The organism is Haloprofundus salilacus (genome assembly GCF_020150815.1).
Classification (GTDB): Archaea; Halobacteriota; Halobacteria; order Halobacteriales; family Haloferacaceae; genus Haloprofundus; species Haloprofundus salilacus.
On record NZ_CP083723.1, the window covers coordinates 2,754,106 to 2,769,079 of the forward strand.

Sequence of the window (14,974 nt, forward strand, 5' to 3'; positions counted from 1 at the left end):
GGCCGGGAATCCGAAGAGCCGGGAGGTTCGAGCGCGGCCGAGCTACTCAGCCGTGCCGCTCGATGACGTGCTTGGCTGCTTGAGCTTTCTCCTTCCAGCCGTAGCCTGCCTCGTAGACGTGGCGCTTGCTCTCGACGAGCTGTTCGGGCGATGCCTCCTCGAAGCCGCCGCGGTCCCACGTGCCGCTCTCGCGGAGCCACGCAACGACGTTCTCCTTCGTCTCGGCCCACGAGAGGCCGACCATCTCGTACCAGGCAATCATCGCGAAGACGGCGTTGTCGTGACAGCCGGGGTAGCTCCCCTTTCGATAGATGGTCAGCATGGGTTCGCGAGTTGGCTCAGACACCATCTCCTTGTACTCGGCGGCGGTGAGCAGTTCGAGGCGGCCGTCTTCTTCCTGCAGTCGTTCGTCGTACTTCAGGCGGTCGAGCGCGGCGACGTGCAGCGGTCCCCACTCGCCGTGGACGGCGTCGGGGAGGTCATCCTCGCGTTTCGGTCCCGCGGAGAGCAGCGAGACGATGTCGGTGTAGGCTTTCTCCACCTCGGGCCACGCCGTGCCCTCGAACCGGCAGTCGGCGTCGTGGAGGCTGTTGGTGGTGAGACAGCCCGGACAGGGGTAGTCGAAGCGTGGCACGGTCTGGAGCGTGTTTTTCGGTCGGTGGTCTTAGGTTTCGCGGTTGGCGGTTGCGTGAGATGGGTTTGAACGGCGCGCAAGTGTAGAAGGAATCGAGCAGGAGGAAATCGGGCAGGAGACCTCGACTGCCGGGCGCACCGAGACGACCGCACCGCCGCCTCAGCCCTCCCCAGCCTCGTCGGCGACACGAGCGTCGCCGACTCTCTCGCACGCCTCTCGCGCCGGGAGAGCGTTGCTCTCCCGAGCCTGCACTTCATTTCGTTGCGCAGACGCCGACGAGACGGCGCGCCGACGCGCGTCGGAGGGCAGTTCCGTCCGCCCGACAGATGCGCGAGGGCAACTGAACGAGCGCCACGGCGCGAGCGAAGGAGTCGGCTGGGGAGGGTGAGGCGTCTCGGTGCGCCCGGCAGCAGGAGTCTACTTCGGACCGTCCTCTCGACGCTCCGCTTCTAACGCTCACCCGAGCCCGCCAGCCAACCGCCGTATTTATCCATACCTACCGAAAACCGTACGCTCCATGAACGCGCGCCACGCCCGCTACCCGTTCTTTGCGGCCGCCAGGGAGGCCGTCGGCGAGTCGGACGTGGAACTCGGTGAACTCGTCACCACCGACGACCCCGCCGTCTCCCGCGGCCTCGAACGCGTCGAGCGCGCGCTGATGGCCGGCACCGTCGAGAGCGAGACGCCCGGCGAGTGGTCGACCCGCGACGAACTGCTCTCCTACCCCGTCGCGCGAATCCTCGTCTCGCTCATCGACGCCCCCGCCGCCGTCCGCAAGTACGCCCACGCGGAGGCGACGACAGCGTACGAGCGCTTCACGGAGGATTTCGTGGCGGACGACGACGGTCTCAAGAGCACCGGAACGACCACCGTCGAGCTCGACGACTTCCTCGTCGAGTTCGGCTTGACCGACGACGTACGGCCCGAGGACGGCGCGCAGGCGACGTCGGCGCGGACTCGCAAAACCGACGCCTACCGCGTCGCGCTCGGGACGTATCTCACGCTCTCGACCCCCGACTGGGGCGAGAACTGGCGGCTCGTCAACCGGGAAGTCGCCGACGGCGAGGTCCGAATCGTCCGCGAGGAACTGTACGAACTGCTCCGCGAGGCGGTGCGCCGTCGGGTGGCCGAGGGGCTTCCGTTCGTCGTCGGCGACGACGCCATCGCCGAGGCGCTCGACGCGGAGATCGACTCGCTGCGGGGACTGCTGGCCGACCGGAAGCCCGTCGGGCGCATCGACACCGTCGTTCCCGAGCTCTTTCCGCCGTGCATGAAACACCTGCTCGAACGCGCTGGGCGCGGCGCGGAGTTAGACCACCACTCGCGGTTCGCGCTCACCGCCTTCCTCACGGGCATCGGGATGGACACCGACGAGATCGTCGCCGTCTACCGCGAGACGGCGCTCGACGAGGAGGAGATTCGCTACCAGACGGAGTATCTCCGCGACGACGCGGGGACGCAGTACGCGCCGCCGTCGTGCGCGACGATGGCCGCCTACGACGACTGCGTGAACAGAGACGAGCGCTGCGAGACGATTACGCACCCGATGGCGTACTACGCGCGGGCGCTTGACGACGACGGCGAGAGCGGGGCGCGCGGGACGAACACCGCCGACTGATTCCTCTGGACGGACGAGAGACCGAGCGGGAGACGGCGTCGCCGCCTACCGCGAGAGAAAGACGCCGACGAGAGCCATCAGCACGACGAACAGCGCGATACTTGCGACGAGCGCGAGTCCGCCGGTCGGGTCGAGGTTCGAGCCGCCGTAGTTCGTGCCGATCACGACGACGGCGACGATGAAGAGGCTGACGGCGACAACGGAGACGACGATTTCACGCAGCGTCTCCCCATCGAGTTCCATGGCGCTGGCTTCCCGCGAACGGAGTAAAACATCTTCGATGCCGTTCTCCCGGAGCGCGCGCCGGTCGGTCCCGCTTCGGGTCCCGAAACGCCCCCGAAACGCCGCCGGTTTTGACCACCCAATTTTGCCGAATTCTGGCGTTTCGAACGCACTAGCCGAAGGTTTAGGTACGTTCGGACCCTCTCTATATCCACGGGGAGTGCCGCCCACGCCCCAGTGAATAACTCATGACGCACTCACGAAACGCACTCGCGTCATCCGCGACCCGAAAGACCACACTGCCAGCTGACGGCTACGAGGGTCGGTCGCTGCGTGCCCGCGCCGACCCGATGGCCGTCCGACCGCTCCGCGACCGCCGCTACGTCGTCGAGACCGACAGCGGAACGTACGTCGTCGACCTCGAAGCGCGGTCGTGCACCTGTCCCGACTACGCCATCCGTGGCGCGCGCTGCAAACACCTGCGCCGCGTCGCCATCGAGGTGAACGAACGACGCCAACCCGCGCCTACCGAACGGCGCTCCGTCTGCGCTGTCTGCGGCCGCCGGGTGTTCGTCCCGTTCGAGGCGACCGGCCCGCAACTCTGCGCCGACCACGACTTCGAGAGCGGCGAGTTCGTCCGCGACCGCGAGAGCGGGTCGGCGCTCGTCGTCACCAACGTCGTCCACCGCCGGGCCGACGAAGTCGTCGTCGAGGACGGCGCCGGCCGCACCGTCGCCGACTACGAGACCAACGCCGACTACGGCGACCACGAACCCGTGGTCGAGGCTGTCTACCTCGGTTCCGTTCGGGCCGTCGACGGCGAACTAGAGTTCGACCGCGCTCGCCGGTACAGTTTCCCGGCGTCGCGACTCCGCCATGTCGACCGCGAGCAGACCGACCGACCGCGACCCGACGGCTTCCAGTCGCAGCTGCCGCTCGCGGAAGCGTAGCTGCGGTAGCGATGCGACTTCTGTCCCCACTCGTACCCGACCGAGAGAGTTGAATCGCTGGCGTTCCCACCCGTCGAGAGAGCCGAGTCCAGCGAGACGCTGGCGGTACCTACTCTGTCAGCGGTCGCACGAGTTGTGATCGAGTGCCGTCGGGCAGTCACTCGCCTCGTAGAACGACACCGGTCCATACCCTACACCGACCTCGTGGATCCCTATCTTCTTGCAAACCTGTCCGTTCTCGTCCCACGTGATGGCGTGCCACGTATCGTCCTCCGGAAGACGGACAGCCATCTGGTAGGACCACGCCGACCGTGGCCAGTCGCACGGCAGATGAATCTGTTCGCCCGGTCGTAAGTCGACTGTCGAGCGAAAAACCTTCTCGCCGTTCGCATCCAGCCGAAGGTCTACGCTGACCGACTCTGACCGCCGACTGACAACCCGAACGTCGTAGAGACGAGTCCGGAAGAAAAGCGAGCTCAAACCGAGTAGTCCGGCACTACCGATGACGCCGCTCGCTTTGAGAACTGTTCGTCTCTGAGGCATACGAATATAATACAGTAATCTACCGCTAAGTCATATAACAATTGTGACCTGTCGAAACGATTCCGTCTTGCCGACGGTTGAGAGAAAGGTACGCCGAGATAACCCGTCGAACTGTCGAACCGAAAGCGACAGCAACGAGAAAGAGAGAACGAAAAGAAAACCCCGAGCGCGTCGAGCAACCCCCAATCAGGATTCGGCGTCGCCGAGCGTCGTCTTCGCCGACTCGCCGACGAACTCCGCGAAGTCCTCGCCGTCGGCCAGCGCCGTCTCCTTCTTCACTCGATAGTTTCCGCCGTCGGTGACGTAGAGGTCGCCGGGGTGGAAGAAGTACCAGTCCTCGCGGTCGAAGCGGACTGCAATGCGCGCTTTCGCGCCGAAGTTTCGGGCGAAGAAGATGAGTGCCTCGACCTCCTCGCCGGTGAGATAGATGGGGTCGCCCGCGCTCGACTTCGCCTCGATGGCGTAGAACAGGTCGCCGTTGCCGGCGAGTACGTCGGGGAGTTCGCGGGTCGTCGCGCCGCCGCTCGCGGGCGCGCGCATCACCGCGAAGCCCGCCTCGTCGAGTCTGTTGACGAGTTCGCGCTCGCGACGGTCACCTTTCGCGTTAGACATGGTGTGTTCTGTGCGGAATCGCCGTAAAAAGGCTACGTCCGCCGCGTCAGGTCGGCGATTGGGTCGGCGTCGCCGCCGGAGAGCACCGCGACGACGACGAAAGCGATTCCGACGGCGAACCACGCGATGGCGAGAACCGAGACGCCGAGCGCGATGTTCGCGACACTGGCGAGCATGAAGAGCGCGATTGGCAAGGAGTACTCCTCGTCTACGTCCATGCCCGGCGGTTCCCGAGACTCACTATAGGCCTTCTGTCTCCCGGCGCACAGCGCGCCGAACGGCTGTCGGGACGCTGACGCCGGACTCCCGGCCGCGAAAGGCCAGAGTGATAGTCTCCGGGTCCTGAGCGACGCTATGGCTGAGGGTACGGACGAATCCGCGCGAGAGGGGGCGTGGCGATTCGAGGCGATGTTCGACGACCCCACCTCGTTCATCGGCGTGTTGACGCCGGAGGGGCGACTCCGCCGGGTCAACGAGACGGCGCTGTCGTTCGGCGACGTCAACGCGGCGGCGGTGAGTGACGAACTGTTCTGGGAGACACCGTGGTGGTCGCACGACGAGGCGCAGGCGGCGGGGTTGCAGCGGCAGGTCGGACGAGCCGCCGACGGGGAGTTCGTACGGTTCGAGGCAACGAACGTCGGAGCGGGCGGCGAACGGGTCCACCTCGACGTCTCGCTGCAACCGGTCCGAGACGACGCCGGGTCGGTCGTCTCGATCATCGCCCAGGGGCGGGACGTCACCGACCGCGTCGGGGCGCAGCGCGCGCTCGAAGCGCGGCAGCGGACGATAGAGACGCTTCACGGCGTGGCGAGCGACCTCGAAGCCAGTGACTCCCCGGATGCGGTGTACGAACGAACGGTGACCGCCGCCGAGGAGGTGCTGGAGTTCGAACGGTGTTACGTCGGCGTGTTGGAGGACGGCCTGGTCGTCCCGCGGGTGCAGTCGTCCGGATCGACGAGCGACGACGTCCGCGCGATGCGTCCCGACGAGGGATTGGTCGGCAAGACGCTGCGCACCGGAGAGTCGTACCTGGTCCGCGATGTCGACGACGATGAGGACACGCAGCCGACGAGGGAGACGTTCCGATCGGGCATGAGCGTCCCCTTCGGCGACAGCGCGGTGTTTCAGGCCGTCGCCACTGAGCCGAACGCGTTCGACGAGTCGGACCTCGAACTGGCGGAGTTGCTGCTGACACACGCCTCCGAGGCGCTCGCTCGAATCGAGACCGAAGCGACGCTCCGTCAGCAGAACGAGCGCCTTGAGGAGTTCGCCTCGGTCGTCGCCCACGACCTCAGAAACCCGCTGAACGTCGTCGCGGGTAACGTCGAACTCGCGCGGGAGACGGGCGAGTTAGAGCGGTTGGACGCCGCGACGCGGGCCATCGAACAGATGGACGACCTGTTGTCGAAGCTACTGAGCCTCGCACGGGCGGGGAAAGTAGTTGGCGAGCCGAACCCAGTGTCGCTCTCGACGGTCGCCGAGGCGGCGTGGTTCGGCATCGACACGCCCAACGCGACGCTGGCGGTGGAGACGGACCTCGTCCTCGCGGCCGACGAGTCTCGGCTCAGGCAACTGCTGGAGAACCTGCTTCGCAATAGTGTTGAACACGGCGGGTCGACCGTATCGATGACCGTCGGCCGACTCGACGACCGACCGGGCTTCTTCGTCGCCGACGACGGTCCCGGCATCCCGCCGGAGCTGCGCGACGACGCGCTCGAACACGGCTTTTCGACGGCCGACGACGGCACCGGGTTCGGGCTGGCTATCGTCTCGACCATCGCCGAAGCGCACGGCTGGACGGTCACCGTCGCGGAGAGCGAAGACGGCGGCGCCCGGTTCGAGTTCTCGGGCGCCCTCGCCGCCTAAAACCGCCGCTTCCCCGGGGCTCTACGTCCCGTGCTGCCAGCTACCCATGTACTCGCGCTGTTCGTCGGTGAGCGCGTCGTGTTCGACGCCCTCGGCGTCGAGTTTTATTTCGGCGACGCGGCGGTCGAGTTCGTCGGGGACATCGTGGACACCCGCCTCGTACGCGTCGGCGTTGTCGACGAGTTCGCGCACGCAGACGGCCTGTACGCCGAAGCTCTGGTCCATCACTTCGACGGGGTGACCGAGCGCGATGGGCGCGGCAAGGTTGACGAGTCGACCCTTGGCGATGACGTTGAGGCGGCGGCCGTCCGCCATCTCGAACGCCTCGACGCCGTCGCGGGCCTCGTAGCGGTCGACCGCGAGGTCGTCGAGGTCGTCGAGGTTCACTTCGATGTCGAAGTGACCCGCGTTGGCCAGCAGGACGCCGTCTTTCATGCGCTCGAAGTGCTCGCGGGTGACCACGTCGCGGTTACCCGTTGTGGTGAGGACCACGTCGGCTTTCTCGGCGGCTTCGGCCATCGGCAGCACCTCGTACCCCTCCATGTGCGCTTCGAGAGCTCGGCGCGGTTCGACCTCGGTGACGATGACGTTCGCGTTCTGGCCGCTCGCTTTCTTCGCGACGCCCTTCCCGCAGTAGCCGTAGCCCGCGACGATGACGTTCTTGCCCGCCCACGAGAGGTTCGTCGTCATGGCGATGGTGGCGAGCGAGGACTCGCCGGTACCGTGGACGTTGTCGAACAGTCGTTTCATCGGCGTGTCGTTGACGGCGAACACGGGGTACTTGAGTTCGCCGTCGGCGTCCATCGCGCGCAGGCGGTGGACGCCCGTGGTGGTCTCCTCGCACCCGCCGACGATCGAGTCGATGAGTTCGGGGTACTCCTCGTGGACGACTTTCACCATGTCCATCCCGTCGTCGACGGTGATGGTCGGGTCGTGGGAGACGACCGAGTGGATGGCCGCGTAGTAGCCCTCGTCGTCGACGCCGCGGACGGCGTAGGAGGTGATGTTCTCGTGGGCGTCGAGCGCCGCGCTCACGTCGTCGTGCGTCGACAGCGGGTTGCAGCCGGTGATGGCGACCTCCGCGCCGCCGTCGGCGAGCAATTCGACGAGGTTCGCCGTCTTCGCCTCGACGTGCATCGCCATCCCGATGGTCTGGCCCGCGAACGGTTTCTCGGCCTCGTACTCCTCGCGGAGCGCGGTGAGAATCGGCATGTGCTGTAGCGCCCAGTCCATCTTGCGTCGACCCTCCGCGCGGGCGGCATCGACGTCGTCGAGATGTTCGCTCACGGGAGCGTACGTCGTACTCATGGCAGAGGCTTTGCTCACCGCGCCCAAAACGATACCGAAGACGGAGACGGAAGGCGGCGTCCGCGGAGCAATCGACGAGGGAGGGCGGAGCGACGAGCGACAGACACCGACGGAACGAGCAACGAGCGACGACGGAACGAGGGCGAGCGAGTAACAGACGAGTGGCGGTGCGGCCGCTCTCGGCGGGAGCGTCGAAAGAAAGTCCGACCGTCGGGCCGAATCGGCGTTGCTGCGTCCAGAGCGGGGACGGGCGGGGAGGACTGCTGTGTCAGCGGGAGTCTGCGTCTGCGAAGCGTCGACGCGACGTGCGTACGGGAACGTCGAACCGACGTGCTGGAGGGTTACGCGCTAGCGTGTTCGTCGTCGGAGACGGTCGGACCCGTTACCGCGGGACCGTTGTCGATTTCGGGCGAGTCGTTGCCGTTACCGTTGCCGTTGTTGCCCCGTTTTTCGTCCGAATCCTTCGTGTCGACGTCGTCGCCGTCACCGGATTCGTCCGAGGCGTTCTTCCCGTTGGCGTTGCCCGGATGGTCCTCGCCCTTGTCGGCGCCGTTACCGCTGCCGTTGCCCGCCTTCGACTGGTTACCGCGGTCGGCGTTCGGACCCTTGTCTTCGGGCGGACCCGCGTGGTCGGGGCGGTTCTCGTCGGCTTTTCCGGGGTTGTTGCCGCGGACGTACTCGGAGACGATCTGTCCGATGCCGCCCTCGCGGTCCTCGTCACCGAGGATGCTCTGGACGAACGAGGAGACTCGCTGGCCGAACGACATCGGTTCGTCGTCGGCGACGGTGAGCGTCGCCGTCGTGGTCACGGAGTCGTTGTCGGTCGTCGCAGTGACGGTGATGGTGACGTTCTCCTCGGGCTCGGGCAGCGAGACGCTGCCGTTCTCGCCGGTCGTGTAGTTGCCGACGCCCGAGTAGTTGCCGTCGGTGACCACGTTGACCGTCGTATTGTTGACGGCGGTGCTGTTCTCAGTCACCGAAACCGTGGCCTCGCCGTCGTCTCCCTGCGAGACCGACACCGAGAGCCCTTCGCCGGTCGACGGCGTGAGTTCGACGGACTCGGTCGCCGCGAGCGAATCGTTGGTGACGTTCAGCGTCACGTTCACGGCCGACTTGGGGGCGGGGAGAATCACGGTCCCGTTTTCGTCGGTCGTGTGGTTGCCGACGCCGGCGTAGTTGCCGTCGGTGGTCACGTTGACCGTCGCGTTCTGCACCGTGGTCGCGTTCTGCGTCACGGTGACCGTCGCTTCGCCACTGTCGTCATCCTGTTCGACGTTCACGTCGAGGGGTGCGTCCGCCGCAAGTGCGCCTGCAACGCCCGGCGCGACTGCCGTGCAGAGCAGCACCAATACGAACGTGAGAGTCACTTTTTTCGAACTCATCAATTTCGTTGAATCCTGACGAGGAGATAAAGGGGGGTCGTCGTTCACCCGGTTCGATTCGTTGAAAACGGACGAGAACCGTTTATAACCGTTCAAATGACTCTCTTAGTCGTTTATTAGTTGTTCGGAGAATAAATCTGCGGAGGGTTACGTGGCGCGGTCGAGCGCCTCCCGGGCGTGCTCGGTCGCCCGCTGCATCACCGCCGCGGCGTCGAGCGTGAGCACCTTCCGGTCCCGCATCAGCACCTCGCCGTCGCAGACCGTGTGACGCACGTCGGAGCCGCGAACCGCGTAGGCGAGGTGACTCACGGGGTCGTGGGCGGGCGTCAGATGCGGCGCGTCGAAGTCGACGACGACGAGGTCGGCGTTCGCACCCGCTTCGAGTCGACCGGAGTCGAAGCCTAGCGCGTTCGCGCCACCCCGCGTCGCCATCTCGACGACCGTCTCGGCGGCGACGGCGCTGGCATCGTCGGCCGCGAGTTTGCCGACCATCGCCGCGTCGCGCATCTCGTCGAACAGGTCGAGATCGTTGTTCGACGCCGCGCCGTCGGTACCCAGCCCGACCGAGACCCCCGCGTCGAGCATCCGCTGGACCGGCGCGATGCCGCTCGCGAGTTTCATGTTCGAGGCCGGACAGTGAATCACGCTCGTCCCCCGCTCAGCGAGGAGGTCGATTTCGGCGTCGTCGACGTGGACGCCGTGGGCCACGAAGTCAGCGTCGCCGAGCATCCCGAGATCGTCGGCGTACTTCAGGGGCCGTTCGCCGCGTTCGTCGACGATGGGGTCGACTTCGTCGGTCGTCTCGTTGGCGTGGTAGTGGACCGGGATTCCGAGGTCGCGGGCGCGAGCGACCGACTCGCGGAGTTCGTCCTCGCCGACGGTCGTGAGACTGTGCGGCATGTACGCCGTCGAGATTCGTCCCCCCGCTGCGCCGTCGAACTCGGCGGCGATGTCGAGGCTCTCGTCGATGTCGGCCCGCGCCGCCTCGTCGTCCTTCCCGACGGTGACGACGCCGTGGCCGAGGCGGGCGCGAAGTCCCGCGGAGTCGACAACGTCCACGATTTCGGGGACGTCGAAGTACATGTCGGCGAAGCCGATCGTCCCCGAGCGAATCATCTCCACCATCGCCAGTTCCGCGCCGACGCGCACGTCCTCGAGGGTGAACGCGCCCTCGACGGGCCAGATGTCCTCGCGAAGCCACGTTTCGAGCGGTTTGTCGTCGGCGACGCCGCGGAGCAGCGTCATCGGTACGTGGGTGTGCGCGTTGACGAGACCGGGCATCACGAGTCCGCCCTCGGCGTCGAGCGTCTCGTCTCCGCTCTCGGTGTCGCCGACGGCGAGAATCTCGCCCGAATCGGTGTCGACCAGTACGTCGCCGCGCACGACCGATAAATCCGGACGGAGTACCTTCCCGCCGGTGATCTGGAGCGTCGTCATGGGTCTCGCTACACCGGAGGCGACCAAAGGCGGACCGGTTTTCGCGGCGACCGACGCGGACCGCGCTCCGAACGATGAACGCATTGGAGACCGATGCCGAGTCGTGGCACCGGGGAAACTGTCTTCGAGGAAAACTTATCAGCTCTGATGAAATAGTTGGCGTATGGCCGTCACAAGGTCCTCGCTCCATCGCCTCGTCGTCGGCGACGAGGACGCCGTCGAGTGGCTCGCCCTCATCCCCCTCCTCTTCACCACCGAGTGCATCGGCGTCATCGCCTGCCGGAGTTTCGGCGTGTTCTCGCTGCTGCTCGTCCCCGGTACGCTCCTCACGCTCGCGCTGATGGTGGTCCCGTCGGCGCTGAGCGCGACTAACGGCGGCGGCCTGTTCGGGAGCGTCGTCCTCGGACTCGCGCCCGCCTCTGGACTCCAACTCGCGCTGACTGGCGACCCGACGCTCGGCGTCGACATCGCCACTGTTGCCAGCACGGGTGTCGTTGCGGGCGTCGTCTGTGGCGCGACAGGGTTCGTCGTCGGCGCGGCGATGCGGTAGCAACTAGAGCGGCGGGGGCCACCGCAGCCACCGGAGGGAAAGACAGTTCTCCCGGGCGTGCGAGCATCCGGTATGCGAATCGCCGTGCCCAACAAGGGCCGACTGCACGACCCGTCGATGGAACTTCTGGAGCGCGCCGGACTCCACGTCGAGAACGGTGCCGCCCGGAAACTGTACGCCGAGACCGTCGACCCTGACGTGACCGTCCTCTTCGTCCGCGCGGCCGACATCCCGGGGTACGTCCGCGACGGCGCCGCCGACATGGGAATCACCGGTCTCGACCAGGCGCGCGAGTCGGGTCACGAACTCACCGACCTGCTGGATTTGGGCTTCGGGAAGTGTCGCCTCGTCCTCGCCGCGCCCGAAGACGGCGATATCCACTCGGTCGGCGACATCGAGGGGAAGACCGTCGCCACCGAGTTCCCGCACATCACACGCTCGTTCTTCGAAAAGCGCGGCGTCGACGCCGACGTGGTCGAAGTGACCGGCGCGACTGAACTAACCCCGCACGTCGAGATGGCCGACGCCATCGTCGACATCACGAGCACGGGGACGACGCTGCGCGTCAACCGCCTCGCCGTCATCGAGGAGGTGCTGTCGAGTTCGGTCCGCCTGTTCGCGCGGCCCGACGTGGCCGACGACGAGAAGGTGCAGCAGGTACTGACGGCGTTCGAGTCCGTGCTCGCCGCCGACGGCAAACGCTACCTGATGATGAACGCGCCGAAGTCGAGGTTAGACGAGGTGCGCGAGGTTATCCCCGGAATGGGCGGGCCGACGGTGATGGACATCGCCGGCGAGTCAGACGACGACGCCACCGTCGCGGTTCACGTCGTCGTCGACGAGCGCGAGGTCTTCGAGACAATCGGCAACCTCCGAGAGGTCGGCGCGTCGGACATCCTCGTCACCGAAATCGAGCGTCTGGTCGAGTAGCGCAGTCGAAGACGGGACCACCAGACGGGCGCTTCAGCGCCGCCGGAGGTCCGGTTCGGTGAGTCCGGAGTAGAGCACCACCCGGCCGTACCGTCTCTTCGTCCACGCCGCGACAAGCAGACAGCCGATCGAGAGCGCGGAGACGCCGAGCAACCCCGCCTCGGGGCCGAACACGCCGCCAGTGTAGAGATTGGGTCCGTGGCGGTTCACCACCAGAAGCGACGCCGTGGGGTCGACGCCGCTGACCGGCAGGCCGAACACCGGCCCCTGAAAGACGTTCCACGAGACGTGGAAGCCGACCGGGAGCGCGATTTCGCCGGTCAGTACGTAGGCGAACGCGAGCAGTACGCCCGCGAATCCGACGCCGAGCGTGCTGACGACGGTGGCACCCGGGTTCGTCGCGTGGAGTAGCGCGAAGACGGCCGCCGAGGCGACGATTGCGCCGCCGACCGCCCTGTCGGCGTCGAAGTCGGCGTGACCGAACAACCCCTCGGCGAGGTTCGTGACGAGATAGCCGCGAAACAGCAGTTCCTCGTGGAAGCCGACGAAGACGAACAGCGCGACCGAGAACAGCAGTTCCGGAACGAGCAGTTCGAGCGGGGCGCTGAACACCGCCTCGACGCTCACCCATCCGGCAGAGTACTCGACCAGAAAGACGAGCGTCATCAGCGCGGTTCCGAGTCCGAAGCCGACGCCGAGATCGGTCCACCAGTCTCGGTCGACGTGGAGCCCGAAATCCGTGAAGTAGCGCCGATCGAGGAACGTGCCGCTGAACGAGACGGCCGCGATAGTCGCCGCGCCGAGGAGCACGAGCGGTGCGAACTCGGTGAGACGGGTGAGACCGTCGCCGACGGCTGCCTCGCCTCCTGACCCGGGTGCGGTGAACGCGACGAGCGCGAACCAGCCGGTGACCGTCAAAGCGACGATGAGCAGCGTCGTCACCGCAATGCGCCACGGCGCGCGGAGGCGTCGTTCGTCGAGATTCCAGAGTATCTTCGGAACGAGACCGTTCACCGGACGTTCACCCGCCCGGATCTCTCCGTCGGAGCGGCGAAAACCGCCAAACGAGGCCGTCTCGCGGCGAACCAGCGCCGCACCGAGTGACGAAGAACGTCCATATTCGTTCTTACGCTCACGAACGTACTACTTGTATCTATCCGTCGTCGGAGTTCTGCTCGTTTGCTGTCAGAACCCGGGGCGGGCGGCCGAGATTCGGTGCGAATCCGGCGAGTTCCGTCAGCCCGGAGCGCTCTGCCAGAGCGCGAGCAGACTGAACAGGAGCGCCCCGAGGATGACGGTGACGACGAAGTGGATGACGACGATGTAGGCCGTCAACCGCCATGACCGGTCGTAGAGATATCTCACCGCGGCAGCGTCGAGCGCGAGCGCCGCCGGGAGCGCCAGTGCCGCCGAGACGCCGAACGTCGTTGCGAGAACTGCGACGACGGCGGGAAGGGGACCGACGGCGAAGGCGTTACGGATGGCGACGTCGCCGAGGACGTTGCGGGCGGCGATGTGGGCGGTCACCGAGAGAAACAGCGCGAACAGGCCGACGGTTCCGGCGATGGCGACCGGACTGCCGAGCGTCGTCTGCAGCGGAACGACCATGCGGGCGCTTCGACCCCCGACCGTATGGTGTTTTCCGAACGCGACGGACGATGAAAGCGCCGAACGACAGGCGCGATGGGCGAAAGGCGAACCGGATCGACCAACCGACCGACTTTGTGAGTCGCTCCCGAACCATCCGTATGCCGACCGATGGCGATACGGAGACCGATGAGACACCAGAGACTGACGGTGCTCCAGAGACCGACGCAGACGGAGGCGACAGAGGCCGACACGAGGGGCACGACAGAAACGGACGCGACGAACGCAGCGAACGCGACGACGACAACGACGCGGAACCGAGTTCTCCGAACGCCGAGAGGAAGGAACCGAACCCGCCGGAGAACCTCCCGACGGCGGTGGCGGAGACGCTTCGAGCGCTCTCGACGGAGAACCTCCGCGAGGCGGTAGTCTACGGACAGGAGTTGCTGCAGGTGCAGCGGAAAACGGCGCCGCGCATCGACCCGAAACCCGGCGAGGAGTTCGTCCGCGTCGAGGACCGCGACGGCTACACGCTAGTCGTTAAACGCGAACCCTGTGGCAACGACTGCGAGGACTGCCCGCACGGGCCGTACGTGTACCACGTGACAGAAGAGGTGACGCCGAGCGGGGAGCGACGAGCGCGTTGGGCGCTCATCGGTCGCGTCAGCGAAACGTGATCAGTCGAGAAGACCGAGTTCCGAGAGCCGACTGACGATCTTGTCGACAGCGTGTTCGGCGTCGACCGGTTGTTTGCCGCCCGTGATGACGAGTTTGCCGGAGCCGAAGAGAAGCGCAACGACTTTCGGTTCGTCGAGGCGGTAGACGAGACCCGGGAACTGCTCGGGTTCGTACTCGATGTTCTCGAGACCGAGACCGATGGCGATGGCGTTCAGATTGAGGTTGCGTCCGAGGTCGGCGCTCGTGACAATGTTCTGGACGGTTATCTCGGGGTCCTCGTCGACGGGTATCTGGAGTTCGCGGAGTTTGTCGAAGACGATGCCGAGACTCTCGTGGACGTCGTCGGTGGATTTCGCGCCCGTGCAGACGATTTTCCCCGATCGGAAGATGAGCGCGGCCGATTTCGGGTTCTGGGTGCGGTAGACGAGACCCGGGAACTGCTCGGGGTCGTAGTCCGCCCCCTCCAGGTCCATCGCGACGCTCTGAAGGTCGAGTTCCTGCCCGATTCCCGTGGAGGCAACTACGTTCTCAATGTTGATGGTGTCCTTGGGGTCACTCATGGAACGGTTTAAGTATCGTATTTAAGGTTTAAAAAGGTTGGTGCAGAGGCTGATAGGTTCGATTTCTAGGAGTTCGTGCGATATCGAGCCGCTCGGC

Annotated in this window: 18 protein-coding genes; 7 read left to right on the plus strand and 11 right to left on the minus strand. The window is 66.0% G+C overall.

The genetic code is table 11. The features are described 5' to 3' along the window. Nucleotides 1-46: 46 nt before the first annotated feature. Nucleotides 47-634 (minus strand): DUF7474 family protein, encoded by a 588-nt coding sequence (locus LAQ58_RS14270; protein ID WP_224448112.1) that lies wholly within the window; start codon nt 632-634, stop codon nt 47-49. 517 nt (nt 635-1,151) lie between these two features. Between LAQ58_RS14270 and LAQ58_RS14275 the strand changes: the two genes are divergently transcribed. Further along, the gene (locus tag LAQ58_RS14275) at nt 1,152-2,252 is read left to right on the plus strand and encodes a DNA primase large subunit PriL (protein ID WP_224448113.1); all 1,101 of its coding nucleotides are present in this window, start codon (nt 1,152-1,154) and stop codon (nt 2,250-2,252) included. A 45-nt stretch (nt 2,253-2,297) separates the two neighbouring features. Here LAQ58_RS14275 and LAQ58_RS14280 read toward each other — a convergent pair whose 3' ends face one another. Continuing rightward, the gene (locus tag LAQ58_RS14280; protein WP_224448114.1) at nt 2,298-2,495 is read right to left on the minus strand and encodes a DUF7472 family protein; all 198 of its coding nucleotides are present in this window, start codon (nt 2,493-2,495) and stop codon (nt 2,298-2,300) included. Nucleotides 2,496-2,722: 227 nt separating this feature from the next. Here LAQ58_RS14280 and LAQ58_RS14285 point away from each other — a divergent pair, with 227 nt between their 5' ends. Then, nucleotides 2,723-3,424, plus strand: a complete 702-nt coding sequence (locus LAQ58_RS14285) for an SWIM zinc finger family protein (protein WP_224448115.1) — start codon at nt 2,723-2,725, stop codon at nt 3,422-3,424. 117 nt (nt 3,425-3,541) lie between these two features. Here the strand turns inward: LAQ58_RS14285 and LAQ58_RS14290 are convergent, their stop codons facing one another. From LAQ58_RS14290 to LAQ58_RS14300, 3 genes are all read right to left on the minus strand, one after another. Further along, the gene (locus LAQ58_RS14290; protein ID WP_224448116.1) at nt 3,542-3,715 is read right to left on the minus strand and encodes a hypothetical protein; all 174 of its coding nucleotides are present in this window, start codon (nt 3,713-3,715) and stop codon (nt 3,542-3,544) included. Between the two features lie 438 nt (nt 3,716-4,153). After that, nucleotides 4,154-4,579 (minus strand): Holliday junction resolvase Hjc, encoded by a 426-nt coding sequence (gene hjc, locus LAQ58_RS14295; protein WP_224448117.1) that lies wholly within the window; start codon nt 4,577-4,579, stop codon nt 4,154-4,156. 32 nt (nt 4,580-4,611) lie between these two features. Next, nucleotides 4,612-4,797 (minus strand): hypothetical protein, encoded by a 186-nt coding sequence (locus LAQ58_RS14300; RefSeq protein WP_224448118.1) that lies wholly within the window; start codon nt 4,795-4,797, stop codon nt 4,612-4,614. A 136-nt stretch (nt 4,798-4,933) separates the two neighbouring features. Here LAQ58_RS14300 and LAQ58_RS14305 point away from each other — a divergent pair, with 136 nt between their 5' ends. Further along, on the plus strand, nt 4,934-6,445 hold the full coding sequence (locus LAQ58_RS14305; RefSeq protein WP_224448119.1) for a PAS domain-containing sensor histidine kinase: 1,512 nt from the start codon (nt 4,934-4,936) through the stop codon (nt 6,443-6,445). Nucleotides 6,446-6,466: 21 nt separating this feature from the next. Here the strand turns inward: LAQ58_RS14305 and LAQ58_RS14310 are convergent, their stop codons facing one another. Beyond that, nucleotides 6,467-7,753 (minus strand): adenosylhomocysteinase, encoded by a 1,287-nt coding sequence (locus LAQ58_RS14310; protein ID WP_224448120.1) that lies wholly within the window; start codon nt 7,751-7,753, stop codon nt 6,467-6,469. Here LAQ58_RS14310 and LAQ58_RS14315 point away from each other — a divergent pair. Beyond that, on the plus strand, nt 7,752-7,907 hold the full coding sequence (locus LAQ58_RS14315; RefSeq protein WP_224448121.1) for a hypothetical protein: 156 nt from the start codon (nt 7,752-7,754) through the stop codon (nt 7,905-7,907). The two genes, LAQ58_RS14310 and LAQ58_RS14315, sit on opposite strands and share 2 nt — an antisense overlap. A gap of 187 nt (nt 7,908-8,094) precedes the next feature. On the opposite strand, the gene LAQ58_RS14320 is transcribed toward LAQ58_RS14315, so the two are convergent. Both LAQ58_RS14320 and LAQ58_RS14325 read right to left on the minus strand, forming a co-directional pair. Next, complete coding sequence (locus tag LAQ58_RS14320; protein WP_224448122.1) at nt 8,095-9,135, minus strand: hypothetical protein; 1,041 nt, start codon at nt 9,133-9,135, stop codon at nt 8,095-8,097. 147 nt (nt 9,136-9,282) lie between these two features. Further along, complete coding sequence (locus tag LAQ58_RS14325) at nt 9,283-10,572, minus strand: amidohydrolase (RefSeq protein ID WP_224448123.1); 1,290 nt, start codon at nt 10,570-10,572, stop codon at nt 9,283-9,285. A 163-nt stretch (nt 10,573-10,735) separates the two neighbouring features. Between LAQ58_RS14325 and LAQ58_RS14330 the strand changes: the two genes are divergently transcribed. After that, the gene (locus LAQ58_RS14330) at nt 10,736-11,122 is read left to right on the plus strand and encodes a hypothetical protein (RefSeq protein WP_224448124.1); all 387 of its coding nucleotides are present in this window, start codon (nt 10,736-10,738) and stop codon (nt 11,120-11,122) included. Nucleotides 11,123-11,194: 72 nt separating this feature from the next. Continuing rightward, complete coding sequence (gene hisG / locus LAQ58_RS14335; RefSeq protein ID WP_224448125.1) at nt 11,195-12,052, plus strand: ATP phosphoribosyltransferase; 858 nt, start codon at nt 11,195-11,197, stop codon at nt 12,050-12,052. Between the two features lie 33 nt (nt 12,053-12,085). Here the strand turns inward: hisG and LAQ58_RS14340 are convergent, their stop codons facing one another. Together LAQ58_RS14340 and LAQ58_RS14345 are read right to left on the minus strand one after the other, a co-directional pair. Next, a complete protein-coding gene (locus tag LAQ58_RS14340) occupies nt 12,086-13,066 on the minus strand; it encodes a CPBP family intramembrane glutamic endopeptidase (protein ID WP_224448126.1) in 981 nt (326 codons plus the stop codon). 222 nt (nt 13,067-13,288) lie between these two features. Further along, nucleotides 13,289-13,660, minus strand: coding sequence for a DUF7473 family protein (locus tag LAQ58_RS14345; protein WP_224448127.1), 372 nt, complete (start codon nt 13,658-13,660; stop codon nt 13,289-13,291). A gap of 140 nt (nt 13,661-13,800) precedes the next feature. Here LAQ58_RS14345 and LAQ58_RS14350 point away from each other — a divergent pair, with 140 nt between their 5' ends. Further along, nucleotides 13,801-14,316 (plus strand): hypothetical protein, encoded by a 516-nt coding sequence (locus tag LAQ58_RS14350; RefSeq protein ID WP_224448128.1) that lies wholly within the window; start codon nt 13,801-13,803, stop codon nt 14,314-14,316. On the opposite strand, the gene LAQ58_RS14355 is transcribed toward LAQ58_RS14350, so the two are convergent. Continuing rightward, nucleotides 14,317-14,877 carry a TATA-box-binding protein gene (locus tag LAQ58_RS14355; RefSeq protein WP_224448129.1) on the minus strand — a complete coding sequence of 187 codons (561 nt, stop codon included), beginning with the start codon at nt 14,875-14,877 and terminating at the stop codon, nt 14,317-14,319. It abuts the gene before it with no gap. Nucleotides 14,878-14,974 lie beyond the last annotated feature (97 nt).

Excerpts from the sequence above, each read along its gene's own strand:
- LAQ58_RS14290 (WP_224448116.1), bottom strand. The coding sequence starts at position 3,715 with ATGGCTGTCCGTCTTCCGGAGGACGATACGTGGCACGCCATCACGTGG.
- LAQ58_RS14355 (WP_224448129.1), bottom strand. The coding sequence starts at position 14,877 with ATGAGTGACCCCAAGGACACCATCAACATTGAGAACGTAGTTGCCTCC.
- LAQ58_RS14315 (WP_224448121.1), top strand. The coding sequence starts at position 7,752 with ATGGCAGAGGCTTTGCTCACCGCGCCCAAAACGATACCGAAGACGGAG.
- LAQ58_RS14350 (WP_224448128.1), top strand. The coding sequence starts at position 13,801 with ATGCCGACCGATGGCGATACGGAGACCGATGAGACACCAGAGACTGAC.
- LAQ58_RS14305 (WP_224448119.1), top strand. The coding sequence starts at position 4,934 with ATGGCTGAGGGTACGGACGAATCCGCGCGAGAGGGGGCGTGGCGATTC.
- LAQ58_RS14345 (WP_224448127.1), bottom strand. The coding sequence starts at position 13,660 with ATGGTCGTTCCGCTGCAGACGACGCTCGGCAGTCCGGTCGCCATCGCC.
- hisG (WP_224448125.1), top strand. The coding sequence starts at position 11,195 with ATGCGAATCGCCGTGCCCAACAAGGGCCGACTGCACGACCCGTCGATG.
- LAQ58_RS14280 (WP_224448114.1), bottom strand. The coding sequence starts at position 2,495 with ATGGAACTCGATGGGGAGACGCTGCGTGAAATCGTCGTCTCCGTTGTC.
- LAQ58_RS14320 (WP_224448122.1), bottom strand. The coding sequence starts at position 9,135 with ATGAGTTCGAAAAAAGTGACTCTCACGTTCGTATTGGTGCTGCTCTGC.
- hjc (WP_224448117.1), bottom strand. The coding sequence starts at position 4,579 with ATGTCTAACGCGAAAGGTGACCGTCGCGAGCGCGAACTCGTCAACAGA.
- LAQ58_RS14300 (WP_224448118.1), bottom strand. The coding sequence starts at position 4,797 with ATGGACGTAGACGAGGAGTACTCCTTGCCAATCGCGCTCTTCATGCTC.
- LAQ58_RS14310 (WP_224448120.1), bottom strand. The coding sequence starts at position 7,753 with ATGAGTACGACGTACGCTCCCGTGAGCGAACATCTCGACGACGTCGAT.
- LAQ58_RS14275 (WP_224448113.1), top strand. The coding sequence starts at position 1,152 with ATGAACGCGCGCCACGCCCGCTACCCGTTCTTTGCGGCCGCCAGGGAG.
- LAQ58_RS14285 (WP_224448115.1), top strand. The coding sequence starts at position 2,723 with ATGACGCACTCACGAAACGCACTCGCGTCATCCGCGACCCGAAAGACC.
- LAQ58_RS14330 (WP_224448124.1), top strand. The coding sequence starts at position 10,736 with ATGGCCGTCACAAGGTCCTCGCTCCATCGCCTCGTCGTCGGCGACGAG.
- LAQ58_RS14325 (WP_224448123.1), bottom strand. The coding sequence starts at position 10,572 with ATGACGACGCTCCAGATCACCGGCGGGAAGGTACTCCGTCCGGATTTA.